This is a genomic window from Brevibacterium zhoupengii (assembly GCF_021117425.1).
GTDB classification, from domain to species: domain Bacteria; phylum Actinomycetota; class Actinomycetes; order Actinomycetales; family Brevibacteriaceae; genus Brevibacterium; species Brevibacterium zhoupengii.
Map to the genome: position 1 here is coordinate 547,746 of NZ_CP088298.1, position 24,131 is coordinate 571,876.

Sequence of the window (24,131 nt, forward strand, 5' to 3'; positions counted from 1 at the left end):
GTCCTCCGCTCGCCGAGGTGTGTCAAGGGTGTGTTCGGCAGTCGATCCTCAGCCCTCGCGCCATCCGAACCGTAACGAGATGTCAGTCGCCGCAGCCACCAGCAAGTCCTTTGCGGCATCGACCTTGTCGTCGGTGAAGCGAAACCCCGGACCCGAGGCAGAGATCGAGGCGATGACATCACCGTGGGCATTGCGGATCGGGGCCGAGACAGCGGTGAGGCCAACCTCGAGCTCATCGATGACGACCGAGAATCCGGCGGCGACCACCTCGGCGACTTCCGTGAGCAGGCGGGGGATCGAGGTCACCGTGTGCGGGGTGTAGGTCGGCAGCTTTGACTCGAGCGCTGTGCGAATGCCGGCCTCACTCAAGCCGGATAGCAGTACCTTGCCGTTCGAGGTCGCGTGCAGAGGGATGCGCTGGCCGACCCAGTTGTGGCTCTGGACCGAGGCATTGCCCGATACCTGGTCGAGATAAAGAGCTGCTCCATCGGAGAGGACTGCGACGTTGATCGTCTCACCGGTGCGTTCGGCCAGAAGCTTGGCGATGGGGCGGGCTTCCTGGACGATGTCGAGGCGGGCAGTGGTGGCCCCGGCGAGGCGGAGGATGCCCAGGCCCAGACGGTACTTGCCGCGATGCTGGTCCTGTTCGACGAGGCCGCGAGCTTCGAGCGTGGAGACGATGCGGGAGGCCGTTGACTTGTGCACGCCGAGTTCGGCGGCGATCTCGGTGACGCCTGCGAGTCCGGTGCGGGCGATGACTTCGAGGATCGTCACGGCACGGTCGACCGACTGCACCGAACCGGAGTGCACGGAGCCGGAGTGCGTCTCGCTGTTGCTCATTTCGAAACTGTAGCTCACATGACACAACGCGGACAGGGGCGAACCACGCGTGATGTAGGGTGAATGCCGCCGGAGTGCCGATGGTGCCGCGGCGTATCTTTCCCCGACGGAGTTGAGCGTTATGACCAATGGGACCCAGTCGATCGATCGTGCGGCAGAGATATTGTCGCTGGTGGTGAAGGCGGATGACCCGATCTCCTACACCGAGGTGGTGGAGTCGACGGAGTTGGCGCGCTCGACGGTCTCACGCCTGCTCTCCGCCCTCGAACGCAATGGGCTCGTCGAACGTGACGGGGACGGGCTCTATCGCGGCGGGTCTCTGTTCGCGACCTACGCGTCGCGGTTTGACCGGGTCGAAACTCTGGTGACCGCCGCTGATCCCACTCTCCAGCGGCTGAGTGAAGAGACCGGTGAGACGGTCAACCTCGCCGTTCCCAGTTCCACCGGCGTCGTCCAAGTCGCACAGGTCGATTCGACCTTCGTCCTCGGCGCCACGAACTGGGTCGATGTCGAGGTGCCGCCGCACTGCTCGGCGCTGGGTAAGATCATGTACGCCTACGAGATCATTCCGGTCCCCGCCGGCCGTTTGGAACGCCGCACCCCATACACATTGGGTTCGCGAAAAGAGCTCATGGACAACCTCGCCGAGGTGCGCGAACGCGGGTACGCAATCGTGCACGAGGAATTCGAAGAAGGCCTCGATGCTCTGGCCGCACCAGTGTACGGCGTCGACGGCAGAGTTGTCGCAGCTGTCGGCATTTCGGGTCCGACCATGCGGATCGCTGACCACCACGAGACTGTCGGCAAACTCCTCGTCGACGAAGCCGGTCTGCTCTCCCGCAGCCTTAAGCGCAAGGTCACTCACCGGTGAGTTACTGATTGGATTGGAGTTCTCATGTCGAATGCGCAGTCCCCGCGGACATCTCTTTCAGCACTGGATCGGCGAATGCTCGATCTGGCGATCGAACAGGCCGAGCTCGGATGGGATGAAGGTGGCGTGCCGATCGGTGCGGTCCTCGCTCACGGAGATGAGGTTCTTGCAGTGGGCCGCAACCGACGAGTTCAGCAGGGCAGTGCGATCCTTCACGGCGAGACCGATGCTCTAGAACGAGCGGGACGGTTGCCGGCATCTGTCTATCGCGAATGCACTCTTTACACGACCCTGTCACCGTGCTTCATGTGCGCTGGAAGCGCGCTGCTGTACAGAATCCCCCGCATCGTCATCGGTGAGAACCGAAACTTCACGGTCTCCGAAGACCTGCTGGCCGCACACGACGTGGAACTCCTCGTCGCTGACGACGAACGGTGCGTAGCCCTGATGAGACAGATGCTCGATCAGCGCGGTGAAATCTGGAACGAAGACATCGGCGAGCAGTGATACCCAGTCGCCAGTGATCAGGCGAACTCGGCGAGGATGGCCTCGCTCATGCCTCTGCTTGCCCTTTCCAGCAGGATCTTTCCCTTGCCCGCGGTGGCGTCTGCGCCGGAGGACAGGCAGCCTGAGGATGGTGTCAGCTCGGGGCGCACCGGCAAGACATCGTAGTTCGGCAGTTGTGCGGGAGGGGCATCGATGACCTGCGTCATGTCGACCTGGTCGGGGAAGAGGTGGAGCATGAGCGATGTCTCGAGGACTCCTCCATGTTCGAGATCCCAGCCGGTGAAGCCATTGGGGTAGAGCTCATTGATTGTTGTGTCGTCGACGAAGTCCCAATAGGACATGAGCATGACTGTGACATCGTGGGTGCGCGCCGACGCGAGTTCACGCAGAGCGAGGTCGGTCCCTTCGTAGAGGAACTGATAGTTCTCGTAATGTCCGTTGATGAATGCAATGTGCTTGATTCCATGTCCGGCGAATTCCAGGACGAGTGACTTGGCGATCGCCGTGATGATGTGCCCGTCAAGGCTCGTTGTCCCAGGGAGGTGATTTCCTCCGCCCGAACGCTGTTGGGACTTATAGCCGTAGACGATCGGCGCGGCCACGAGCCCATTGACAAGGCCTGCGGTCTCTCCAGCTATTCTGCGGGAGAGCAGGGTGTCGACGCCCAGCGGCATGTGTGGCCCATGCTGCTCTATCGATCCCGCGGGAATGAGCACAGGAGAGCCCGATCCGATCTTAGTGGAATAGGCGAAGGCATCGAGCTCGTCCATATATACGGTCATTGAGGTATGTCCTGTTCTTTTGAATTGCCGTGGAACACGGTGACCCGTGCTGGCGACTTGAAGTGATTTCGCTCGTGGAATCAGCGAGGATTGAGCGCTTTTACAGCGAGAACCGGACACGAGGCATTCATGAGCACTCCTTGGGCGGTGCTTCCGAAGATCATCTTTCCCACCGATGACCGTCTGCGCAGCCCGATGACGATGAGTGAGGCGCCGAGGTTGTCCGCCGTATCGACGATTTCCCCAGCCGGGTCCTGTCCGCGAAGGGTCTGTTTGATGTCGAAGTCGATGCCTGCCGAAGTCAGCCGATTCTTTACCGCTTCGAGCTGCCTGCGATCGGCGATGGCCCGATCGTCCTCGATGGGATCGCTCTTCGAAGCGTTGAGGACAACGAGTCTCGACCCGCAGTCACGTCCTGCTTCAACAATCGCACGGTCGAGGGCGGCTTCGCCTTGGGGTGAGGGGACGTATCCGACGACGATGGTCATGGCTTCTCCTTGATCAGTGTGGGGGCCGGTGCATCGGGTGCGGTCTCTGCTCGCGCGGTCTCAGCGGAGAGCTTGGCCGCGTACCGGAAGTGGGTGCGGGGGCCGAAGATCGCGTAGATGGTCGCGCTGACCGTCAGACCCGCGAGCCAGGAGAGGTCGAGGCCGCCCATTGCCGTAACCAGCGGACTCTGCAGGACCTCGAGTGACTGGGCCATGAACAGCCAGGTCGCGAAGATGCCGCCGATGAGTGCGCACACGCCTGCCCAGTTGATGTCGGGCAGTCGCTTGGAACCGATCGGGTCGAAGAGACGGTCTGCCGATATGGGGCGGATTCTATTGAGCCAGTAGTAGTGGACGAGCATCAGTCCGCCCCACGATGCGACCCAGGCGACGAGTGAGCTGAGGAAGCTGTCGAGCACCGCTGCCAGGTCCTCCTGGTAGATGAAGAAGATGACGGCGATGAACGAGAAGATGCCGACGAAGAGGTTGAGGACATTGCGCTTGACCTTGATGTCGAGGGCTTGGCTGGCCACCGAGAAGGTGTAGATGTTGAGGATGTTCGTCGCGATCGGCCCATGGATGACGAGGAGGAGGACCGGGATGGCCAAGGCGCCGAAGTTGTCGACGACGAGTTTGCCGGGGTCGACTGACTGTGACTTGGTGGCCAGACTCGCGCCGAGGACGCCGAGCCAGACGACGGGGAGGAACTGGCCCATGGTCGAGACGAAGTACAGCTTGCGCTTGGGCACCGATTTGCTGACGAACCGCGAGTAGTCCGCAGCGTAGGTGAACCAGGTGATGCCCCAGCCGATGCCGATGACCGTCATCACCGAACTCATCACGGCGATGCGCTCCCAGCCGTGCAGGATCTGCCCAGGAGGACCGGCGTAACCCCAGTCGATGTCCATGCCGAACCAAGCGAAGAGCGACATGGCGATGAGGATGACGATTGTCGGCGGCACTGTCCACCGTTCGAAGGCGGCGATCGCTCGATAGCCGAACCAGGCGATGAGCACCTGTGACGCCATGAGGAACGCCGCCGTGCCGATCTTCCACCCGTAGTTGTGGTCGGCCGGATCAAGCCATCCGATCTTGCCGAAGAGTGCAAGAACGAGGTCGAGGATCACATAGGTGTTGATGGCGCACCAGCCGATCGTCACCGCAGCCTGAATTGCTGCAGGAAGATAATCGCCACGGCGACCGAAGGCTGCCCGGGCGAGCACCATGCCGGTGGCACCCGTCTTCTGGCCTAGGAGAACGAAGAGTCCGAAGAGGGACATGCCCACGAGGTTGCCGAGGACGATCACTATGATGGTGTCGCGGACGCCGAGGCCCAGGTTGATGCCGAGGGCGCCGAGCACCCAATTGATCGGTGCGAGGTTGGCTCCGGCCCAGATCCAGAACTGGCCTCCGACGCGGGTGGTGCGTGTTCTCTCAGGGATTGCCTGAAGCTGGTCCTCTACGTCGGACTCGCCGAAATCTGTTGCGGACGTGTCGGTGGAATGCACGGTCATCGGGGCCTCCATTGGTCGATGTGTGTCAGCCTATGTGCGTCGAACCCGCGCAACAACGAGTATTCTGTCAATCAAATTCCCGCACCGACATGACGGAGTGTCATTCTCGTGAATCTGCTCGACATCCTTGCTCATCCTTCGTTCAAGTCCGGCGACCCGATCGTTCGAGCCGGCGGCGCAAAGCTGGACGATGCTCGTGTGCGCTGGGTCCATTCGAGCGAGGTTCTCGATATCGGGCCGCTGCTGCGTGGTGAGGAGCTGCTGCTCTCAGGCGGAACAGCTTTGGCTGTGGCATCAAAGTCGAGACGAAGCTCCTACATACGAGAGTTGGCGGCCCATCACGTCTCCGCGTTGGCCGTTGAAACCGGCAGCGAACTGCCGGAGATCCCTTCTGACATCATCCAGACAGCCATCGAAGTCGGCTTGCCGCTCATCGAGCTGCGACGAGTCGTCCCCTTCGTTGAGATCGCCGAGTCGATCAACAGCGCTCTGGTCAGTGACTCGGTATCGACTCTTCAGCGAGCCGACGCAGTCTCCCATGCGGTAGCGGTCGAGCTCGTCAACGGGGCGGGCATCCGACAGCTGCTCGAGGTGATCGCGGTCGAACTCGAAGTCTCGGTCTCTTTGCTGGTTCCGGGGACGACCTCCGATGAACTTCTCGAAGTCGGAGAGGTCCGGGTGAACTCTGGGGTGACAGTCGACGTCGAAATCGCCATGCGCGGCATCATCGCGGCCACGCTGCGGATGGATCTCGCGTCCTCACTGCAGCAACCCCTGGTCCAGAGCGTCGGAGATCGAGTCGCCGATGTGCTCTCCCTTGCTCTGCTCCAGCAGCGGCCCCCATCGCTGGGAGATATGGCGGGTATCGAGCTCATCCGCGCCGTTGCGGCCGACGGGAGAGAAGCGGCACTTGCCGACCTATGCGGGCCGGCAGGCATCGACCCAGAATTTCCGCTCGTGATGATCTCTGCTCGGACAACCGACGCGAATCGTCTGCGCGGACGAGTCGATCGGGCACTGGATGGGCGCGCGGAACGAGTCATCGTCTACGCGAATCCGGGCGAGATGATCGGGCTGGCCGTCCTCTCTCCGCGCCAGCAGCGGCGGGCGCGCAATGATGTGCTGGCAGGTCTCGAAGAGAGCATCGACGAGCTGGGTGCCTCAATCTGCGTCGGCCCGGTCGTCGACGGAGTCCGGGGTGGTGCTTACTCCCTCGAGCAGGCGCGGCTGACACTGGAGCTGGCCGCCGCGAGCCCGAACCGGGCAGAGGTCTTCGACTCCGATGGTTCCATCATCGACCGGATGGTCTCGGAGAACCTCACATCGGCGGCGAAGGTGCGCCTGGTGGAGGAACTGCTCGGCGAAGTCATCGGGCATGACGCGCAGAAGGGCACCCACCTCGTCGATACGCTCGAAGCGTGGCTGCGCTCGGGATGCAACACCGCTGAGGCGGCGAGGTCACTCTTCCTCGAACGGCAGTCCATGCACAATCGGCTGCAGCGGATATTCACGCTCATCGGCGGCGATCCGCGAGGTACCGGCAGGATCGCAGGACTCATGGTCGCGCTTCGCGTGCTGCGGCAGATACCCAGCAAGTATCACTCGGTCTGAACGCGCTGACGGTGGGCCACCTCGGCGAGGGAATGTTCTCTGAACGCTTGACGGGGGCTTCAGCGGAGCTTACGGTGAGTGCAACATGGTTGTAATGAACGCAACATGTTCACGGTCTCGATGATGACGACGAGCGTCAACGAGGACGGATCGAATTTCTCAAAGGAGCACACATGACTGTCAATACGTCGACTCCGGCCACCGATGTCGCGGAACTCGAACGCCTCAAGGTCCTGCACAACGGGTCGAAGACCAAACTCACCTTCTCCGATGCCGAAATGGAACGGCGCCTCACCGGGCTGCGCTCGATCATGGTCGAGAAGGAGCTGGACGCGGTCGTCCTCACCTCGTATCACAACATCAAGTACTACTCGGACTTCCTCTTCACCTACTTTGGGCGCTCCTATGCGATGGTGGTGACCCCAGACGACACCGTGACGATCACTGCGAACATCGATGCGGGCATGCCATGGCGCACGAGCTATGGCGAGAACATCGTCTACACCGACTGGCGCCGCGACAACTACCTCTTCGCGATCCAGGAGGGGCTTCGTCAGCGAGGCATTAAGGCCAAGCGTCTCGGCGTCGAAGACGACAACCTGCCGCTGGAGAATCGCAATAAGATCCAGAGCGCCTTCCCCGATGCGACTCTCATCGACATCTCGCAAGAGTCGATGCGCCAGCGCATGATCAAATCCGCCGAAGAGATCGAGGTCATCAGACACAGCGCCCGGATCGGCGACCTCGGTGGCGAAGCCATCAAAGCGGCGATCACCGAGGGCATCAGCGAATACGAGTTGGCCCTGATCGGTACCGAAGCCATGGTCCACGAAATCGCGAAGACGTTCCCCGAACAGGAAATCCGCGACACTTGGGTCTGGTTCCAGTCAGGTATCAACACCGACGGGGCTCATAACTGGGCGACGACGAGGAAGATCCAGAAGGGCGATATCCTCAGTCTCAACTGCTTCGCAATGCCCACCGGCTACTACACCGCACTCGAACGCACGCTCTTCTACGGTGAGCCCGACGACAGGTCGCTCGAACTGTGGAATGTCAATGTCGAGGTGCACAAACGCGGTATCGAACTCATCAAACCCGGTGCTGTGTGCAAGGACATCGCTGCCGAGCTCAATGAGATCTACATCGAGCATGGCCTCTTCGCCAACCGCACCTTCGGCTATGGCCACTCGTTCGGTGTTCTCAGCCACTATTACGGACGCGAAGCTGGTCTGGAGCTGCGTGAGGACATCGAAACCGTCATCGAGCCGGGCATGGTCGTCTCGATGGAGCCGATGATCACCGTCCTCGACGGCGATCCAGGAGCAGGCGGTTACCGCGAGCATGACATCGTCGTCGTCGGTGAGAACGGCGGCGAGGACATCACGAAGTTCCCCTTCGGCCCGGACCACAACATCATCCCCGCCTGAGGACGTCCTCGCACTGTCTCCCCGATCGGGAGGGCCGACCAGCTGAACGCCATCTGGCCGGCCCTCCCGAATGCGTTCTCACGCAGTTCCCCTCGGCCAGACCAGCTCGGTGCAGACCAATTGGCCTGGGCGCAGATTAGGATGTGGCGTATGCCCCGACAGAAATCGTCAACCGACTCCGGTGGCCGCGGTGCATCGGTCATCGAGAACGCGGTCGCGGTCCTGCGCTGCTTCAGCCCGGATCGACAGGAACTCGGCGTCACCGAGATCGCCCCGAAGGTCGGCCTGCACAAGAGCTCGGTATCGCGGATCCTGGCATCCTTGGAACGCGAAGGCATCGTCGAGCAGGGGCAGTCGCGTCGGTACCGACTCGGATTGGGCATCATTGCGATTGCCGGGCCGCTGCTCGCCGATCTCGATGTCCGACGCGCCAGCTACCCGATCCTGCAGGACCTCACGGCCAAGACCGGCGAGACGAGCGCACTCATGGTTTGGAACGGTACTGAGTCGATCACAGTTGAACAGATCCCCAGCTCACACGAGGTCAAGCACACCTCCAGCCTCGGCTCTCGGTATGGGACGGCTCTGAGCGCATCCGTCCAGGTGTTCCTGGCAGATGAGGATCCGGGTCGGATTCGCGAGATGATTGCTGACGGCGCCATTACGGCATCTGGCCAAGATGACACTGGTCTGGACATCGACGGATACCTGTCGCGGCTGGAGCAGGTCGCAGAGACAGGTGTCGCCGTCAACTGTGGTGAGACTTCTTCAGCGGCGGTCGGGATAGCCGCGCCCGTTAAGGATCATCGCGGTGTCACAGTTGCAGCGATCCTCATCCCAGCACCGCGATTCCGGGTCGGTGACGAAGCCGTTGAGAGGTTGAGCCGAATCTGCGTCGACGCTGCCCGCCAGGTGACTAAGAGACTCGGCGGCAGCTGAGAACTCAGTTCCTGAAGGAGCCTGAGTCTGCGTGGGCCCAGTCCTGCGCCCACGACTGCGGTGCCTGAGCCAGCAGCTCTCCCGGCTGCAGCCATTCGTAGAGTTCGGCATAGGAGCGATGCTCATTGCGCGAGACATTGCACTGCAGGAACTCCGGGCGCAATTCCCGTGGGTGGCTGACACCCATTGACGCCATGATCTCGACGGCCTGCTCGACCGTCGCCTCCTGGTAGTTCTTCACGCGTTCGCTCTTGTCGCCGACGTGCAGGGCCCGCTGCCGCCTCGGATCCTGAGTCGTCACGCCGACGGGGCACAGCCCGGTGTGACAGATCTGGGCCTGGATGCAGCCGACGGCCATCATCATCGCTCGCGCAGAATTCGTGTAGTCCGCTCCCTGGGCGAGGCGTTTGACGATGTCATTGCCGGCAGCGACCTTGCCGCTGGCCCCGATTCGAATCTGGTCGCGCAGACCGGTTCCGACCAGCGCGTTGTGGACGGTGAGCAGTCCGTCGGTCAGCGGTGTGCCCATGTGGTCTTCGAACTCGAGAGGAGCCGCACCCGTTCCGCCCTCGGAGCCGTCGACGATGATGAAGTCCGGGGCCGTACCGACATCCATGATGGCCTTGCAGATCGCCAACACGTCGACACGGGAGCCGACGCACAACTTGAAGCCAGCCGGTTTGCCACCCGACAGTTCACGCATACGGGCGATGAATTCGATGAGTTCGGTCGGAGTGCTGAAGGCAGAGTGGGCTGGGGGACTGACGCACTTCTCTCCCTGCGGGACTCCGCGGGCCGCCGCGATCTCCGCATTGACCTTCGCCGCCGGCAAGACGCCTCCGATGCCCGGCTTCGCTCCCTGACTCAGTTTCAGGGACACACACTTCACCTGGTCACGTGAACTCTGCTGCGCGAACTGGTCCGGATCGAACCGGCCGTCGGCGGTGCGTGTGCCGAAGTATCCGGAGCCGACTTCCCAGATCAGGTCGCCATTGTTCTCGAGGTGGTAGGGCGAAATTCCACCCTCGCCGGTGTCGTGGGCGAAGCCGCCCAACTCGGCTCCGCGATTGAGCGCTCGCACCGCGTTGGGGGACAAGGCACCGAAGCTCATCGCCGAGACGTTGAGCAGCGACATGCTGTAAGGCTGTGAGCAGTCGGGGCCGCCCACCATGACCCGTGGCGGCGTCGAAGGGGCGGGCACCGGGGCGGTGGAATGGACAAGGTATTCGTAGCCTGCGGCGTTGACGTCGCGTTCGGTGCCGAAGGCCTTCTCCCCGTGGATGCCCTTGGATCGTTCGTAGACGATCGAACGTGTGTCGCGGTCAAAGGGGCGGCCGTCCCAGTTGCGTTCGATGAAGTACTGCTGGAGTTCTGGTCGCAGACTCTCGAGCAGGAACCGCAGGTGCCCGACGACCGGATAGTTGCGCAGGATCGCGTGCTTCTTCTGCGTGAGGTCGTAGATCGCAAGAACGATGACGGCGGCGACGAGTGCCCCGATCACCCACCATGCCCACAGTCCGACTGCTGCCGCCCATCCCAGGGCGACAAGGATGCTGAGTGTCGCAGCGATTGCCAGAAAACGCCCCATCACGATCTCCTCCCGAGCGAAAGATGAAGCCCCGAGTTTCGGGTCACGATCTCAGCGACGGGCGCCACAGGCTGTGATTGCACCACAGCGGCGTCGGGCAACATCCCTCTCTGAGGTCATGGTATGCCTCAACCCGGTGAGGAGTGAGAGGTTTTCCTGCGAGTTCAGATCCGACCCAGTTTGTCCGGATTGCTCACCAGGCGCAGGCTGGCGATGCGAGAGGCGGCATCGACCTGCACCTCAAGGACATGGTTGTGACCAGCACGGACAACGTCGACAGCCACCCCGCCGTTGACTTCGACGATTCCCTTGAAATCCTGACCGCTCGGGTCGCCCGGGGTGATGACGGAGTCGAGGAACCGAGTGATCCGTTCGGCACCGAAGATCGGGTTGAGGGCCGAGGCGACCTTTCCTCCGCCATCGGCCCAGAACACGGCGTCCTCGGCCAACAGCAGCGAGAGCGCTGTGGACAGATCTCCGCTGTGGATGGCGTCGATGAGGCGAGTGAGCGCTCTCCTGTCCGCTGCACGAGTCACCTGCTGATCCACGTCGAGGCGGCGTGCTGCGCGTGAGACCATCTGCCGCACAGCGGCCGGCTTCTTCTCGAGAATTCGGGCGACCTCCTCGGCGCTCATGTCGAATGCCCGGGTCAGGACGAAGGCCGCTCGAGCCTCCGGGCTCAGCTGCTCGGCAAGGTGGAGAAGCGTCAGTGACAGCAGCTCCCGGTTCGCGACCGCGTCCTCGGGCAGCTGATCGTTTGCGACCGGCTCAGGCAGCCACGGACCCGGATAGTCCTCCTTGATGCTGGAGAGGTGCCGGGAGCGGTCTATCGCACGCCGGACGCTCACTGTTGTCAGCCAGGCCGGCCAGGAAGCGATGGCTTCGTCGGCCTTGCGTTCGTGGACGACCGCAGCCATGCCGACTTCCGAGACCACATCCTCAGCGTGGCCGGCATCGCCGAGGATGCGGTAGGCGATACCGAACAGACGACCCTTCTCAGCGTCCCAGGCGCGGGTCGCCTCGGTGATGGTGTCTGTGTCCTCAGCGATGCCGAGCTCGATCTCGTCCACCTTCCCAATGTAGATCAGTCGGCCGATGATTCCGCGCCCGAGTCAACGGCCACCTCGGCGGGCGCTGCTGTTTCATCGTCGACCGGCGGTGTGGTCTCGGTGGCGATCGCCAGGCGATTCCAGATGTTGATCGTGGAGATGGCCAGGAGCAGGTCGCCGAGCTGCTCGGCGTTGAAGTGCTTGGCTGTCTCGTCCCAGATCTCATCCGTGACAGTCTCCGGTCCGAGCTTCGTCACCGCATCCGTAAGGGCGAAGACGCTGCGCTCCCGCTCATCGAACAGGGCGCCGGCGTGCTGCCAGGCTGAGACAGCGAAGAGCTTTCGGGAGGGGACGCCGAGGCGCTCCAGGTCGGTGGAGTGCATGTCGACGCAGAAGCCGCAGCCGTTGACGATTGAGGCGCGGAGCTTGATGAGATCGTAGAGTTCGTCGCCGAGTGCGGTGCGGCAGTAGGTGTCGAGTCGAGCGACATGGGAGTAGCCCTTCTTGCTGACCTGGTTGAGGCTGATACGAGTCATGAGTGTCCTTTTCTGACAGGAACTGCTCGTTCCGCTGGGAACGCTGCGGCAGGCGTATTTCGCCTGTCACCTACCTTGTCGGATGGCGGGCTCGAAGTGTGACATGGTCACGCGAATCTGTTGTCGGTCAGGCACGCCTGCTGCCTCAGGAGGTGCTGGGGACCTCGTCGCTATGGCCGAGAGCCGCAAGCTGCCTGCGCCGCCAGATCTCGGTGTCCTTGATCTGGTTGAACGTGTAGATATGGAGACCGGCCACACCCATTGACGGGTTGTCCAGGACGGGTGCGAGTTTGTCGAGGAACTTCCGTGGGTTGTACCCGCCGGGCTTGGCCATCTTGGTGAATGTGACGGTGTTTTTGCGCAGGAACCGCGTCGATTCGCCGACGCCGATCTTCGATGCGACCCGGGCCAGCTTCGCCAGTTCCACCTTGCCCGCGATGCCGAGGACGAGCGGCAGGTCAATCCCGCGTGCTCGCACCCTGGCCAGCCAGGTGGCGATGGTTCCGGGGTCGAAGCACAGGTTCGACACGAGGTGGGTGGCGTAGTCGCGTTTGTCCCACATCGCTTGGACGGTGACATCGTCGGGGATGAGCGGATGGGTTTCCGGATAGGCGCTGACGCCGAGATGCTGGATCGGTGCCGCCATGCTCGCGAGGTCGATGATGAGGTCGAGTGCACCCGCATAGCCACCCGCTGGAGGGGTGGCGTCGCCGGCCGGGACGAAGATCCGATCGATGCCGGCCTGGGTCAGGCGGTCGACGATCTCCTCGAGTTCGGTTCTGCCTTGGACCATTCGTGCCGCGATGTGGGGGACGGCAGTGAAGCCGAGCGCCTGCAGCTGTTCTGCCGTGGACAGGGTCGCCTCGAGGGTCAGGCCGGTCGAGGCGGTCACGGTGATCACGCGGCCGGGTACGACATATTCGTGGACACGGTCGACCACGCCCGCGGTAGGAAGGATTTCGTACCGTGCGGACTTCAGCAGTGAGGCCAGAACTTCCTGTGACATCCTCGGCTCCCTTGAGAGACTCCTGGGAAGTGGTCGACGAATGATGATTCTCTTCGGAAACCCTTGCGTCCGTCGATACTTCGATCCTACACTAATTGTACCCATAATATGGGAATCCAGTTCCATATTATAGAACTGTTTGAGGCAGGGAACATCATGGACAACAACGTTCCATCAGTGGACCAAAGCGACAGACAAGTCCCAATCAACCTACGCCAATCAGGCCCCACACCGGTCGAGATGCTCATCGACACTCGAGTGCGGAAGTCACCGTACTGGGAGCTGTCCATGCAGGAAGGCTGCTGGCGGGCCTCGATCTACAACCGGATGTATCACCCGCGCGGCTATGTGCCCCGCGAAGACGGCGGGATGATGGTCGAGTACCAATCCCTCGTCAACGACGTGACCTTGTGGAACGTCGCCGTCGAACGTCAGATTCAGGTCAAGGGCCCCGACGCCGAGGCGTTCGTGAACTATGTCATCACCCGTGACGCGACCAAGATCCCCGTCATGCGCGCTCGCTATGTGATCCTGTGCAATGAGGCCGGAGGCATCCTCAACGACCCGATCCTGCTGCGAGTGGCGATCGATGAATTCTGGTTCAGTCTCTCCGACACCGATCTCATGCTCTGGCTGCAGGGCGTCAATGTCGGCAAGGGATTCGACGTCACCATCGCCGAGATCGACGTTTCGCCGGTGCAGGTTCAGGGGCCGAAGTCCGTCGATGTCATCGCCGATCTCGTCGGGGAAGAAGGACGCACACTGCCCAGCTACGGACTCATGGAAGCCCAAGTCGGCGGCCACGACGTCATCATCTCCCAGACCGGATTCACGGGGGAGAAGGGCTACGAGATCTACCTCAAGGACTCGACGAAGTACGCCGAGGACATGTGGAACGCGGTGCTCGCCGCCGGCATACCCTACAACCTCAAGGTCGTTGCTCCCAGCCATCACCGCAGGATCGCCGCGGGCATCCTCTCATGGGGCCAGGACATGGACTTCGAGACCTACCCGTTCCAGGTCAACCTCTCTTACCAGGTGCCGCGGAAGAAGGAAGCCGACTACATCGGCAAGGCGAAGCTCGAAGCTGTTCGTGAGCAGATCGCAGCCGGAACTCCGCCGTTCAGGACGCAGCTCGTGGGTCTGCTGGTCGGCGGCAAGCCGATCACGGACTACGCGCCGGACTTCTGGCTTGTCAGCGCCAGCGCCGATGGTGAGGCGGTCGGCTACGTGACCTCACCGTGGTATTCGCCGGAACTCGAGGCCAATATCGCGATGGCCCATGTGCCGGTCGAGGCCACGGCGTTGGGCACAGAGTACTGGGTGCACCTGCCCGAGCCCTTTGCCGACAACCCGGGAGAGCCCGTCCGCGCCGAGGTGGTGGAGATGCCGTTCCGTTCGAGCGTCAATCCCAACCAGCGCGAACTGCTCAAGGGCAGGGGTCTCGACGCCGCCGTCTGAGGCAGCGGCGTGCGACTGGATAGCGGGAGGTCTCTGCCTCTAGGCTCCGTTCCCCTGATCCGAGCGCGGTCACTGTGCGATATGCCGGTGGCCGCGCTCGCCTCTGCCTGCCTCCCGCAACTCCATTTCCTCCCCGCGCAGCTGCTCCCTCTCCGCAGTGCCAATAACCACCGTTGGTTTCACTCGAGGCACCGGCAGCGCCAATTCATACACCTGCGGCGGGGTGTTTTGCTGCTTATGGTGACGGGTATCCCGCCAGCGATCCCGCAATGAAGTCCGGTCATTGAAGTCCGGTCAAAAGAGTGCGGCCACCGGAGCTGTCTCCGATGGCCGCACTCTTATGCAACAGGAACCGTTCTGCGCTGCGGATCAGCCTCCAAGTCTCAGGCTGCCGAATCTGTAGCTGCCGCGTCTCGGGCCGCGCGTCGTTGGCGGCTTCTCCCTGCGGCGGTTCCTCCGCGCGTCACTTCTTGCGCAGCGACTTCACCTTCGCGAGCAGTTCGTTCTCCGCATTCGGTCCTGCCTTGACACCGGTGGGCAGTCGGAACATGAAGACGATGCCGACGGCAAGCCAGAGCCCGAACATCGCCCACGACTGCCACGCCAGCTGCGCGGAGTACGGGGTGATGGGCAGGTAGAGGATGAAGAGTGCCAGGGTGAGCACGGCCGAGACGGTGCCGATGATCATGCCGCCATTGCCCTTGCCGCCAATACGCAGGGGGCGGTCCATTGCAGGTTCGCGCTTGCGCAGAATGATGAATCCGACGCTGACGAGGAAGTAGGCGATGACAATCGCCGGTGACCCTGCGTCGACGATCCAGCCCAGAGCCGCTGAGCCCAGGAACGGAGCCAGGGCTGAGAGGATGCCGATGAAGATGATGGAGTTGACGGGGGTGCGGTATTTAGGGTGCAGCTTGCCGAACCAGGCAGGAATCATGCCGGCCACGGCCATGGCCCACATCAGGCGGGACGAGCCCATGAGGAATGCGTTCCACGAGGTGATGATTCCGGCGAGCCCACCGGCGATGACGAGCTTGCCCCAGAAGGCGGAATTGAACATCGTCGCCAACGCGTCGGCCGTGACGAGGTCGTGGGTGGCCAGTTCCGAGGCAGGCATCGCCAGCGAGGTCATCCAGATGATGATGATGTAGAACGCGATCGCCATGAAGACTGAAGCAACGACCAGCTTCCCGATCTTTGCCGGTGGAAGCTTGATTTCCTCTGCCGACTGCGGGATGACGTCGAAGCCGACGAACAGGAACGGTACGACAGCGACTACGGCGATGAAGCCGGCGCCGCCACCGGTGAAGAGAGGTTGGGTGTTGGCAGCTTCACCTCCGACGAGGCCACCGGCCAGGAGGAGGAAGGCGACGATGATGAGAAATGAGACGACGAAGGTCTGCACCAGCGAGGCAAGCTTGACGCCGCGGATGTTGATCCAGGAGATGATGATCGCGGTGACGGTGCCGACGAGGGCCCAGGTGAGGTAGACGTCGAAGTCGGCGATGGTCCACAGCTTGATGTGTTCGAGGTTGGGGAACAGATACAGGGCGGTCTTCGGAACTGCGACTGCTTCGAACATGACAACGCTGATGTAGCCGCCAGTTATCGCCCAGGACCCGAAGAGTGAGACCTTGGGGCCCATCGCCCGGATGAGATAGTTGTGCTCACCTCCAGCGTGCGGCATGGCTGCGACCATCTCAGAATAGACGGTGCCGACGAAGCACATGATGATGCCGCCGACGACGAATGCGAGAATCGCGCCCAGGGTGCCGGCACCGCTGAGCCATTCGCCGGTGAGGACGACCCAGCCGAAGCCGATCATCGCCCCGAATCCGATGAATAGTGCATCGACTGAGCCAAGCGCCTTGACGAAACCGTGGCCTCGGTCATCGACCTCTGTCTGCTGCTGTTGCGACATCGCATCCCTCTCTTCAACCGACTCTGCTGTTGTGCACAGTAGCAGGATTCTGAGAGTTTCCGGCCGGTAATCTCAACGTCAGCTCCGAAACGGACGTGGGTGCCATTGCGCAGCGCAAGTCGGCTTTCAGCCAGAGCATGTGAAGCGGTGAGAACACGACCTGTGAGTTTGTCGTGCCATGGTTTTGGTGGGTGACTTGATGCTAGATTTCTCGCTGTGCACAGCACTCATCGTGATGCCATCACCCGTGTGGTGATCGGATACCTCACAGCCCTCGTGATCGGTACGGGACTGCTGATGACGCCTGCCGCCACGGTGGCACCGGGCGGCATCTCGCTGCTGTCAGGACTCTTCACCGCCACCTCGGCGCTGAGCGTGACCGGATTGGCGGTTCTCGATACCGGAGGAGATTTCACCTTCTTCGGTCAGGCGGTCATCCTCGTCCTCATCCAGATCGGTGGCCTCGGGGTCCTTCTCTTCACCGCCCTCCTGGCAATCGTGGTAGCAGGCAAGGCGGGTCTGCGGCTCCGCCAATCCGTGGCCACGGAGACCAGGAGCTCGACGATCGGCGGAATCGCGCCCATGGTGCGGCGCATCGTCGCGCTCGCCTTAGGGGCAGAGTTCGTCGTCGCTGTGGCACTCTTCGTGCGTCTGCGTCTCTTCTACGACGAGCCGCTGGGTGCCGCGGTATGGAATGCGGTCTTCCACTCGATCTCAGCCTTCAACAACGCCGGCTTCGGTCTGCGCAGCAACAGCCTCATGGACTTCGTGGCGGACCCATTCATCTGCGGCCCGATCAGCTGCGCCGTCATCCTCGGCGGCCTCGGGTATCCGGTGGTCATCGAATTGGCCAGGCGTTACCGGTCACCGTTGACCTGGAGTCTGACCACCCGAGCCGTCGTCGTCATGACGCCGGTGCTGCTTCTCGGTGGAGCGATCTACATCGCGGTGATCGAATGGAACAACCCGAACACCATGGGGACTCTCGACGTGTGGGGAAAGATCCAGGCGTCTGCGTTCCAGTCCACCATCACCCGCACGGCCGGGTTCAACTCGGTCGACATCTCGCAGATGCATCCCGCGACCTGGCTGGGAATGGACATTCTGATGTTCATCGGAGGAGGTCCCGCCGGTACCGCCGGTGGTGTGAAGATCACGACGTTCCTCGTGCTCGGTGCCATGACCTGGACCGAGATCACCGGTGGTCGAGCAGTGAATCTGCTCGGCCGGCGAGTGTCCCGGTCCGTGCACAGGCAGGCAACGACGGTCATCGTGTTGTCCTTGGGACTCATCGTTGCGGCAACCATGGTCATCATGCTTGACGCTCCGTCGCTCGGCTTCGATCGGATCCTCTTCGAAGTCATCTCAGGCTTCGGAACCGTCGGGCTGTCGACGGGGATCACAGCGGATCTGCCGGGACTCAGTCAGGTGGTCATCATCATCACGATGGCCCTGGGGCGACTCGGCCCGGTGACGGTCGCCTCGGTGCTGGCCCTGCGAGTGCGCCCACAACGATTCGAACTGCCGAAGGAAAGGCCGCTGATCGGCTGATGGATGACAGTACTGTTGACAGTCCAGAGAGGATCTCGAAATGAATGAGAAGTCATGGTTGTCTCGGCCAGCGGTGTTCTTCGCCGGCAATCCGAAACCTGCTGCCCGGCATGGAGCGGTGGCCGTGATCGGTCTGGGCCGCTTCGGCGGATCCCTGGCGAGGGAACTCGTCAAACACGGAGTCGAGGTCATCGGGATCGACATCTCCGAGGAGGTTGTGTCGGACCACGCCGAGGCGCTGACCTACGTCTCCCGCGGTGATGCCACCGATGAGACTGTCCTGCAGCAGACCGGTATCGAGGAGGTCGACAGGGTCGTCATCGCAGTGGGCAGCGACCTCGAAGCGAGCATCCTCATCACCTCACGCATCCTCAAATTGGGCAATCGGCATATTTGGGCCAAGGCCATCACCGAACCCCACGCCGAGATCCTCCATCAGCTGGGGGTCAAGAACGTGGTCAGCCCGGAAAACGACATGGGCCGACGCCTGGCTCACCTCATCAAGGGACACATCTCGGACTTCCTGCCCATCGATGAGGATTTCGTCCTCGCCAGAACCACACCGCCGGTGCGAGTCGCCGACGTTCCGCTGGCTTCGCTGGGTCTGCGCACTGAGTACGGGGTCACGATCGTCGCCTTCAAACGCGATGGAGGCGGTTCTTGGGACATCGCCGACCGCGAAGTCACGCTCTATGCCAACGATGAGATCCTCATCGCCGGCACGCCGCGGAACGTGGAGACCTTCAGTGAACTCGACAAGGACAACGACAGCTAGAGCGCGATCCGGTGCCCTCGTCGAGGGCGGCCCTCACTCGCCGAGGTCGACGACCTCGAACTCGAGGAGGTTGGCCTGCTCCGAGACGGGTTCCTTGCCGCTGGTCTCGTGTGAGGGCTTGCGGCCCTGGCGCCAGTTCTCGAAGTCTTCGCGGGTGGCCCACTGGGTGTAGACGAAGTACTGGTCGCCGCCGGAGACCGGGCGCAGCAGCTGGAAGCCTTCGAAGCCGGGTGAACCGTCGACGGAGTGCTTGCGTGCCGCGAAGCGCTTCTCGAGTTCGCCGCGTGCAGCTTCGGGAACGGTGAGGGTGTTGATGGCGACGACTGACATAGACGCTCCTTGTGAAGAGGGTTCGTGACGTCGAGGTGAGTCCGAGGACTGGGCCCGACGCCGAGTTGTAGTGTCGACCGGCATCCAGTGGTAATGGCCGGTCGGTCTTCAGCCTACGATCCGATTCTGGATCTCCGCTGAAGTTCTCACCGAGTCAGTTCGTCTTCGCTCTTCCTCGTTGCATCGATGACGCCGAAGGCAGTCCCGGAACCGGCGCCGAGGTGGGGCGAGGTGAACGCGGATTCGGCCGTGCCGTGGCAGCCGGGGCACGTGACGGATTCGGGTTTCCGGCTCATCGGAGACTCCTGTTCGGTGTCGCCGCAGGTCGTGCATCGATAGACATAGGTGGGCACAAGATCACTCTTCTCGAAATCATTGCCGACAGATCAGCCTTGATGTATTCCTACACCGCCACCAGAAAAGACTCAAGGGTGCCGGTGAGAATTCACTGCTCGGCCACCGTGATTTCGGTGAAGCGAAGCTCAGGGTCGTGGCGTTTCGCGGCACGTCGGATCCGCTCCGCTGTCAGGCGGCTGATCTCGGGGAAACCGTCCTCGGAATCCGCGCCCACCAGGCTGCGCGCATTCTTCGTCTGCAGCGGTTCCGGGGTCTGGATGAGGATGAACGTGCGTGAGCCTGCATCGCGTTGGTTGGCCGCCATCACCGCCTGCGCGGTTGTGCCCGAGCCGGCGAAGAAGTCGAGGACGATCGCCTCGGGATCGAAGAAGGTCTGTGAGGCCACAAGCGTCTTGACCAGTTCGACAGGCTTCGGATAACTGAAGATCCCACCCAGCCCGAGATCCTCGAGGTCGTTCTGCCCGCCCAGGGCCTTGACGATCGAGTAGAGCTTGGAGCTCGCCTTCTCCGCCGGCGTCACCCGCACGACGGCATGTTTGCCCGCTGGACCCCAGGGGCGCAGAACATATTCGCCCGACCCCAACTTCGCATCCACCTCGGCGAGCTTCTTCCCGCCCTTGACCTCAAGGATGTCCTCGTACATGAGTCGACGTTCCTGACCGCGGGCGTAGCGGCCGAAGCCGGCGCGCAGCACATCGGTTTCGACGAGCATGCGTTTGCCGTCGATGATCTCGAGCTTCGCCGGTGCCTTCTTCTCCGTCAGGAACGCACCCGCCTGATCAGCGACTTTGGCCCACACATGGACATAATCGTGACCGCGGACGAAGGAGGGGGAGTTGCCTCCGCCCTTCGCTCGCTGATGAATGAGGGTGCCCAGCGAGTTGGCTTCGCCGAAGATCTCATGCCCCAACAGCTGCGCCCAGGCACTCTCACCATCGTCGAGGTGGATGAAGATCACCCCATCCTCGCGCATGAGTTCACGCGCCAGCATGAGCCGCGGCGTCATGAAGTTCAGCCAGCTCGCGTGATCGTGCCCGTGATCCTTATACGCCAGCGCATTGCCCGTGTTGTAGGGCGGATCGATGTAGACGACCTTGATCCGCCCCCGATGCGTGGCCAACAGTCCGGTCAGCGCCGGCAGATTGTCCCCGACGACGAGCATGTTCTCGTCGATCGTGGGCACGTAGGCCTCACCCTCGCGAAGAAAGTGCGGACCCTCGCCGAGGTGACCGGAAGCATCCGTGGAGATCAGCCTTCGACCGAGGGCGAAGGCGGCGTCCTTGCCAGTCCAGTTCAGGGCCGTCGACATCCTTCTCCTTCTCCGCGATCGGTGCCAAGATTGCTGTATGAGTATTTCACGAGTGGCCGTGGTCGGTGCCGGGATCGTCGGAGTGGCGCTCGCCCGCGAGGTCACCAACAGGTTCCCCGACGCCGAAGTCACCGTCTTCGACAAGGCCGAACGCCTCGCCGCACATCAGAGCGGGCACACCTCGGGGGTCGTGGATCCTGCCCTCGCTGCGCAGCCCGGGTCGCCGGAGGCGAAGCTCGCCCGCCGAGGTGTGGAGCTGTTGGTCCCGTTCGTGTCCGAACGCGGCATCCCCTACCGGGAGTGCGGCCAGCTGCTGGTTGCGCAGAACACCGATGAGGCCGATCGTCTTGAGGAGATCCTCGCCCGGGCCGAAGCGAACTCGATCCCGGGAGTCCGGCTGCTTGACCGCAAGGAGATGCGGGAGGTCGAACCCAACGCCAGGGGCGTCCTCGCGCTGTACGCGCCGCACACGGCTGTCACCGATTTCACGGCTCTCGCCGAGGCGCTCGCCTCCGATGTCAGCGCAGCCGGCGGTACGTTCCGCCTGGGTACCGAGGTCACCGGTTTCGACGTGATGAGCAACGAGGTGCGCCTGCGCATGCGCGCGGCAGCACCGGAGTCACACGACGATGTGGCAGGCGATGGCGATGCTGTCGGCAGTACCGATTCCGAAGGCCACGACGATTCTTCAGGCCACAGCAATTCTTCTGGCCGCGACGAGACTTCCGAGCGCAGCGATATCGACGATCAGGTGCACGAGGCGCCGCGAACCTACCGCGGGGACAACACCACCGGACCGGTCATCGACTTCCGCGACGAGCTGCGCAGCCGCTTCGGCGAAAAGGACTGGTTCAAACAGGTCGAAGACACGATCGGCAGCCTCAGCGAGCGATTCACCAATCCCACTTCGGGGCGTGAACGCCCGGGATCACAGAGCGGTCGCCCAGTTGGCGAACCTGAGCGTCCGACCTCGGAGAGCGATGGTCCGGCGACCCATGAGCGTGAACGCCCGGCGGCTCGCGAGCGTGATCGTCCGGACCGTGCTGAGGACACGGAGGTGTTCGACCTCGTCATCGTCTGCGCCGGCCTCCAGGCCGACCGGCTGGCGGTGGCCTCCGGCTTCGACGACGACCCCCGCATCGTCCCGTTCACCAGCGACTACTACGCCGTCGAGGCCCCCGCCGAGGTGGTCCGGGGCATCATCAGCACTGTTCCCGATCCGAGCTCCCCGTTCTCCGAGAGGTCCGTGGTCAGAGGCATCAACGATGGACTCGTCCTGGGCCCGAACACCATCGTGTCCTTGGGGCGCGAACGCTATGACAAGCACGGCTTCAACCTCGGCGATATGGGGTCGACGGTCGGCTTCAAAGGGTTCTGGAAGTTTGCGGCACAGACAGCGAAGACCGCCGCTCGCGGAGCCAAGTCGGCCGTGAGCACCTCGGCCTTCGTCGAGGAGATCCGGAAGTTCGTTCCGGCCATCGACGCCACTGCCGTCCGGGCGGACTCGCGCGGCATCCGCGCACAGGCCATCGACGCCGAGGGCACGCTCGTGGACGAACTGCGGGTGACCACGCGCGGCAGGCTCACCATGGTCAGAAGCCTGCCAAAGTCAGGGGCCACCTCGGCGTTGGCGACGGCCGAACGCATCGCGAACCAGGTCTTCGACGGGCCCGCCGACGCGGACGACTGAGGCGTGCGAACTTAGCCGGAGTGGCGTTCGAGGAACTCGTAGACCTCGGTGTCATCGACGCCGGGGACGGCGCCCGGGGGCACAGCCGCGAGCAGGGATGCGTGCATCTGCGCCGAGGGCAGTGCCTGGTTCTCCCACTTCTCGGCGAGGTCCTCCGGTGCCTGCCGGCAGCAGGCGGGATCCGGGCAGGCCGACTTCGACCGGATCGGTGATTCCCGTCCCTCGAACCACTTCACGTGGGCGAATGGAACGCCGACGCTGATGGCGAAGTCACCGCCGGGGAGCACTCGAGCGGTGCACCAGAATGATCCCTCTGGGGTGTCCGTGTACTGGTAGTACGGGCTGAATCTGTCGGCGACTCGGAACACCGTGCGCGAGGTGAACCGTTTGCACGCGAATTGTCCTTCGATGGCGCCGAGCGGGTCGGTCGGGTAGGGCAGACCGTCATTCGAGTACGCCTTGTGGATCGTGCCCGAGCGATGGACCTTCATGAAGTGCACGGGCAGCCCCAGATGCTCGGTGGCCAGGTTCGTGAACCGGTGGGCGGCCATCTCGTAGCTGACTCCGAACATATCGCGCAGGTGCTCGACCGAGATCTCACGCTTGCGCTTCTCCTCGACAAGCATCGGCACGGCAGCGCTCTGCGGCAGCAGCACCGCCGCGGCCAGGTAGTTCGCCTCGACCCGCTGCTGGAGGAACTCGCTGAAGTCCTTCGGGGAATCATGACCGAGAACGTGGGCGGCAAGGCTCGTGAGGAGATGGGAGCGCGGATCCGCGGCGGCATCGGCGTTGGGCAGGTAGAGACGGTTGTTCGCGGTATCAGAGATCGACCGGGTCGAATTCGGCAGGTCAGAGACGTAGTGGAGGCTGAAGCCCAGCTTCTCCGCGATCATCGCCGTCTGCCGCTGTGACACGGTGCCGGACTCGTAGTCGGCCAGGCGCAGCAGCTCCGCAGCCTGGGCCTCCAAGTCGGCGAAGTAGTTGTTCTTCTCGCGCATCCGCTCGCGCAGCTCCCGGTTGGCCCGACGGGCCTCTTCCGGTGTCGCGGCCCGACGTTCGAGAACCTGGCCCAGCTGTCGCTGCAGGCCCACGATCGCTTCAAGTGCGTCGTGGGGCAGCGACTTGATCCGCACCTGCGGCAGACCCAGCGAGGAGTACATGGGCGAGGCCTGGTTGCGCTCGGCCTCGAGTTCGAGGCCCTGCCTGCCGTCGACAGGAGTGGGGTCGAGGAGCTCGGTGACCTCCGTGTGCAGGGCCTTCGCGATGGCGCTGAGCAGAGTGACAGAAGTTTCTCGCTTACCGTTCTCGATCGTCGAGATCTGGGAGGCAGCACGCCCCACCTGCTCGCCCAGCTCCGTGAGGGTCAGCCCGCGCTGTTTGCGAAAAAAGCGAATTCTTCTGCCGATGCTGAGAGTATCCGCCTCCTGTTCAGCGGCCCTCGTATCCGTCTCGTTGCTTGTCATTGCGGCTCCCGTCGACAGCGTGGCCTGGTTCACATGCAGTGAGAATCAGTATGACAGAACGCCAGAATTTCTAAAACCGGAAAACAGGCGATTATTCATCAAAGAAATCTCTA

General features: G+C 62.7%; 22 protein-coding genes. 9 read left to right on the forward strand and 13 right to left on the reverse strand.

Features of this window, described 5'->3' with window-relative positions; genetic code table 11:
* Nucleotides 1-48: 48 nt before the first annotated feature.
* Nucleotides 49-840: an IclR family transcriptional regulator gene (locus LQ788_RS02465; RefSeq protein ID WP_231444948.1), complete on the reverse strand. Its 792-nt coding sequence runs from the start codon at nucleotides 838-840 to the stop codon at nucleotides 49-51.
* Between the two features lie 121 nt (nucleotides 841-961).
* On the opposite strand from LQ788_RS02465, the gene LQ788_RS02470 reads away from it, so the two are divergent.
* Nucleotides 962-1,711, forward strand: coding sequence for an IclR family transcriptional regulator (locus LQ788_RS02470; RefSeq protein ID WP_231444950.1), 750 nt, complete (start codon nucleotides 962-964; stop codon nucleotides 1,709-1,711).
* Between the two features lie 24 nt (nucleotides 1,712-1,735).
* The gene (locus tag LQ788_RS02475) at nucleotides 1,736-2,218 is read left to right on the forward strand and encodes a nucleoside deaminase (protein WP_231444952.1); all 483 of its coding nucleotides are present in this window, start codon (nucleotides 1,736-1,738) and stop codon (nucleotides 2,216-2,218) included.
* Between the two features lie 17 nt (nucleotides 2,219-2,235).
* On the opposite strand, the gene LQ788_RS02480 is transcribed toward LQ788_RS02475, so the two are convergent.
* The 3 genes from LQ788_RS02480 to LQ788_RS02490 all read right to left on the reverse strand — a co-directional run bounded on the left by LQ788_RS02480 (nucleotide 2,236) and on the right by LQ788_RS02490 (nucleotide 5,002).
* Nucleotides 2,236-3,000, reverse strand: coding sequence for a creatininase (locus tag LQ788_RS02480; protein ID WP_231444954.1), 765 nt, complete (start codon nucleotides 2,998-3,000; stop codon nucleotides 2,236-2,238).
* A gap of 80 nt (nucleotides 3,001-3,080) precedes the next feature.
* The gene (locus tag LQ788_RS02485; RefSeq protein WP_231444956.1) at nucleotides 3,081-3,488 is read right to left on the reverse strand and encodes a universal stress protein; all 408 of its coding nucleotides are present in this window, start codon (nucleotides 3,486-3,488) and stop codon (nucleotides 3,081-3,083) included.
* Nucleotides 3,485-5,002 (reverse strand): purine-cytosine permease family protein, encoded by a 1,518-nt coding sequence (locus LQ788_RS02490; RefSeq protein WP_231444958.1) that lies wholly within the window; start codon nucleotides 5,000-5,002, stop codon nucleotides 3,485-3,487. Before LQ788_RS02490 ends, LQ788_RS02485 begins: the two co-directional genes overlap by 4 nt.
* A gap of 108 nt (nucleotides 5,003-5,110) precedes the next feature.
* Here LQ788_RS02490 and LQ788_RS02495 point away from each other — a divergent pair, with 108 nt between their 5' ends.
* The 3 genes from LQ788_RS02495 (at nucleotide 5,111) to LQ788_RS02505 (ending at nucleotide 8,982) form a co-directional block, all read left to right on the forward strand.
* A complete protein-coding gene (locus tag LQ788_RS02495) occupies nucleotides 5,111-6,613 on the forward strand; it encodes a PucR family transcriptional regulator (protein ID WP_231444960.1) in 1,503 nt (500 codons plus the stop codon).
* 173 nt (nucleotides 6,614-6,786) lie between these two features.
* Nucleotides 6,787-8,043, forward strand: coding sequence for an aminopeptidase P family protein (locus LQ788_RS02500; RefSeq protein ID WP_231444962.1), 1,257 nt, complete (start codon nucleotides 6,787-6,789; stop codon nucleotides 8,041-8,043).
* Between the two features lie 150 nt (nucleotides 8,044-8,193).
* A complete protein-coding gene (locus LQ788_RS02505) occupies nucleotides 8,194-8,982 on the forward strand; it encodes an IclR family transcriptional regulator (RefSeq protein WP_231444964.1) in 789 nt (262 codons plus the stop codon).
* 4 nt (nucleotides 8,983-8,986) lie between these two features.
* Here LQ788_RS02505 and LQ788_RS02510 read toward each other — a convergent pair whose 3' ends face one another.
* The 4 genes from LQ788_RS02510 to LQ788_RS02525 all read right to left on the reverse strand — a co-directional run bounded on the left by LQ788_RS02510 (nucleotide 8,987) and on the right by LQ788_RS02525 (nucleotide 13,161).
* A complete protein-coding gene (locus tag LQ788_RS02510) occupies nucleotides 8,987-10,570 on the reverse strand; it encodes an FMN-binding glutamate synthase family protein (protein ID WP_231444966.1) in 1,584 nt (527 codons plus the stop codon).
* Between the two features lie 164 nt (nucleotides 10,571-10,734).
* A complete protein-coding gene (locus tag LQ788_RS02515; protein ID WP_231444968.1) occupies nucleotides 10,735-11,640 on the reverse strand; it encodes a sigma-70 family RNA polymerase sigma factor in 906 nt (301 codons plus the stop codon).
* A gap of 14 nt (nucleotides 11,641-11,654) precedes the next feature.
* Nucleotides 11,655-12,155 (reverse strand): carboxymuconolactone decarboxylase family protein, encoded by a 501-nt coding sequence (locus LQ788_RS02520; RefSeq protein WP_231444970.1) that lies wholly within the window; start codon nucleotides 12,153-12,155, stop codon nucleotides 11,655-11,657.
* Between the two features lie 145 nt (nucleotides 12,156-12,300).
* The gene (locus LQ788_RS02525; protein ID WP_231444972.1) at nucleotides 12,301-13,161 is read right to left on the reverse strand and encodes a methylenetetrahydrofolate reductase; all 861 of its coding nucleotides are present in this window, start codon (nucleotides 13,159-13,161) and stop codon (nucleotides 12,301-12,303) included.
* A 240-nt stretch (nucleotides 13,162-13,401) separates the two neighbouring features.
* Between LQ788_RS02525 and LQ788_RS02530 the strand changes: the two genes are divergently transcribed.
* Entirely contained in the window at nucleotides 13,402-14,622 is a 1,221-nt protein-coding gene (locus LQ788_RS02530) for an aminomethyltransferase family protein (protein ID WP_231444974.1), read from the forward strand.
* A gap of 463 nt (nucleotides 14,623-15,085) precedes the next feature.
* Here LQ788_RS02530 and LQ788_RS02535 read toward each other — a convergent pair whose 3' ends face one another.
* Nucleotides 15,086-16,543: an APC family permease gene (locus tag LQ788_RS02535; protein WP_231444975.1), complete on the reverse strand. Its 1,458-nt coding sequence runs from the start codon at nucleotides 16,541-16,543 to the stop codon at nucleotides 15,086-15,088.
* Between the two features lie 216 nt (nucleotides 16,544-16,759).
* Between LQ788_RS02535 and LQ788_RS02540 the strand changes: the two genes are divergently transcribed.
* Nucleotides 16,760-18,094, forward strand: coding sequence for a TrkH family potassium uptake protein (locus LQ788_RS02540; protein WP_231444977.1), 1,335 nt, complete (start codon nucleotides 16,760-16,762; stop codon nucleotides 18,092-18,094).
* A 40-nt stretch (nucleotides 18,095-18,134) separates the two neighbouring features.
* On the forward strand, nucleotides 18,135-18,869 hold the full coding sequence (locus LQ788_RS02545; protein ID WP_231444979.1) for a potassium channel family protein: 735 nt from the start codon (nucleotides 18,135-18,137) through the stop codon (nucleotides 18,867-18,869).
* A 33-nt stretch (nucleotides 18,870-18,902) separates the two neighbouring features.
* On the opposite strand, the gene LQ788_RS02550 is transcribed toward LQ788_RS02545, so the two are convergent.
* The 3 genes from LQ788_RS02550 to LQ788_RS02560 form a co-directional block, all read right to left on the reverse strand.
* Nucleotides 18,903-19,199: an antibiotic biosynthesis monooxygenase family protein gene (locus LQ788_RS02550; protein ID WP_009883449.1), complete on the reverse strand. Its 297-nt coding sequence runs from the start codon at nucleotides 19,197-19,199 to the stop codon at nucleotides 18,903-18,905.
* Nucleotides 19,200-19,345: 146 nt separating this feature from the next.
* Nucleotides 19,346-19,552, reverse strand: a complete 207-nt coding sequence (locus tag LQ788_RS02555; protein WP_262908303.1) for an FmdB family zinc ribbon protein — start codon at nucleotides 19,550-19,552, stop codon at nucleotides 19,346-19,348.
* A 92-nt stretch (nucleotides 19,553-19,644) separates the two neighbouring features.
* The gene (locus LQ788_RS02560; RefSeq protein ID WP_231444983.1) at nucleotides 19,645-20,865 is read right to left on the reverse strand and encodes a site-specific DNA-methyltransferase; all 1,221 of its coding nucleotides are present in this window, start codon (nucleotides 20,863-20,865) and stop codon (nucleotides 19,645-19,647) included.
* 37 nt (nucleotides 20,866-20,902) lie between these two features.
* Between LQ788_RS02560 and LQ788_RS02565 the strand changes: the two genes are divergently transcribed.
* The gene (locus LQ788_RS02565) at nucleotides 20,903-22,555 is read left to right on the forward strand and encodes an FAD-dependent oxidoreductase (RefSeq protein WP_231444986.1); all 1,653 of its coding nucleotides are present in this window, start codon (nucleotides 20,903-20,905) and stop codon (nucleotides 22,553-22,555) included.
* Between the two features lie 11 nt (nucleotides 22,556-22,566).
* Here the strand turns inward: LQ788_RS02565 and LQ788_RS02570 are convergent, their stop codons facing one another.
* Complete coding sequence (locus LQ788_RS02570) at nucleotides 22,567-24,018, reverse strand: helix-turn-helix transcriptional regulator (protein WP_231444988.1); 1,452 nt, start codon at nucleotides 24,016-24,018, stop codon at nucleotides 22,567-22,569.
* Nucleotides 24,019-24,131 lie beyond the last annotated feature (113 nt).

What these genes read in the sequence shown, in the direction of transcription:
- LQ788_RS02570 (WP_231444988.1), bottom strand. Translation starts at nt 24,018, where the DNA reads ATGACAAGCAACGAGACGGATACGAGGGCCGCTGAACAGGAGGCGGAT.
- LQ788_RS02475 (WP_231444952.1), top strand. Translation starts at nt 1,736, where the DNA reads ATGTCGAATGCGCAGTCCCCGCGGACATCTCTTTCAGCACTGGATCGG.
- LQ788_RS02565 (WP_231444986.1), top strand. Translation starts at nt 20,903, where the DNA reads ATGAGTATTTCACGAGTGGCCGTGGTCGGTGCCGGGATCGTCGGAGTG.
- LQ788_RS02470 (WP_231444950.1), top strand. Translation starts at nt 962, where the DNA reads ATGACCAATGGGACCCAGTCGATCGATCGTGCGGCAGAGATATTGTCG.
- LQ788_RS02500 (WP_231444962.1), top strand. Translation starts at nt 6,787, where the DNA reads ATGACTGTCAATACGTCGACTCCGGCCACCGATGTCGCGGAACTCGAA.
- LQ788_RS02560 (WP_231444983.1), bottom strand. Translation starts at nt 20,865, where the DNA reads ATGTCGACGGCCCTGAACTGGACTGGCAAGGACGCCGCCTTCGCCCTC.
- LQ788_RS02525 (WP_231444972.1), bottom strand. Translation starts at nt 13,161, where the DNA reads ATGTCACAGGAAGTTCTGGCCTCACTGCTGAAGTCCGCACGGTACGAA.
- LQ788_RS02510 (WP_231444966.1), bottom strand. Translation starts at nt 10,570, where the DNA reads ATGGGGCGTTTTCTGGCAATCGCTGCGACACTCAGCATCCTTGTCGCC.
- LQ788_RS02505 (WP_231444964.1), top strand. Translation starts at nt 8,194, where the DNA reads ATGCCCCGACAGAAATCGTCAACCGACTCCGGTGGCCGCGGTGCATCG.
- LQ788_RS02530 (WP_231444974.1), top strand. Translation starts at nt 13,402, where the DNA reads ATGCTCATCGACACTCGAGTGCGGAAGTCACCGTACTGGGAGCTGTCC.
- LQ788_RS02550 (WP_009883449.1), bottom strand. Translation starts at nt 19,199, where the DNA reads ATGTCAGTCGTCGCCATCAACACCCTCACCGTTCCCGAAGCTGCACGC.
- LQ788_RS02480 (WP_231444954.1), bottom strand. Translation starts at nt 3,000, where the DNA reads ATGACCGTATATATGGACGAGCTCGATGCCTTCGCCTATTCCACTAAG.
- LQ788_RS02520 (WP_231444970.1), bottom strand. Translation starts at nt 12,155, where the DNA reads ATGACTCGTATCAGCCTCAACCAGGTCAGCAAGAAGGGCTACTCCCAT.
- LQ788_RS02535 (WP_231444975.1), bottom strand. Translation starts at nt 16,543, where the DNA reads ATGTCGCAACAGCAGCAGACAGAGGTCGATGACCGAGGCCACGGTTTC.
- LQ788_RS02465 (WP_231444948.1), bottom strand. Translation starts at nt 840, where the DNA reads ATGAGCAACAGCGAGACGCACTCCGGCTCCGTGCACTCCGGTTCGGTG.
- LQ788_RS02545 (WP_231444979.1), top strand. Translation starts at nt 18,135, where the DNA reads ATGAATGAGAAGTCATGGTTGTCTCGGCCAGCGGTGTTCTTCGCCGGC.
- LQ788_RS02490 (WP_231444958.1), bottom strand. Translation starts at nt 5,002, where the DNA reads ATGACCGTGCATTCCACCGACACGTCCGCAACAGATTTCGGCGAGTCC.
- LQ788_RS02485 (WP_231444956.1), bottom strand. Translation starts at nt 3,488, where the DNA reads ATGACCATCGTCGTCGGATACGTCCCCTCACCCCAAGGCGAAGCCGCC.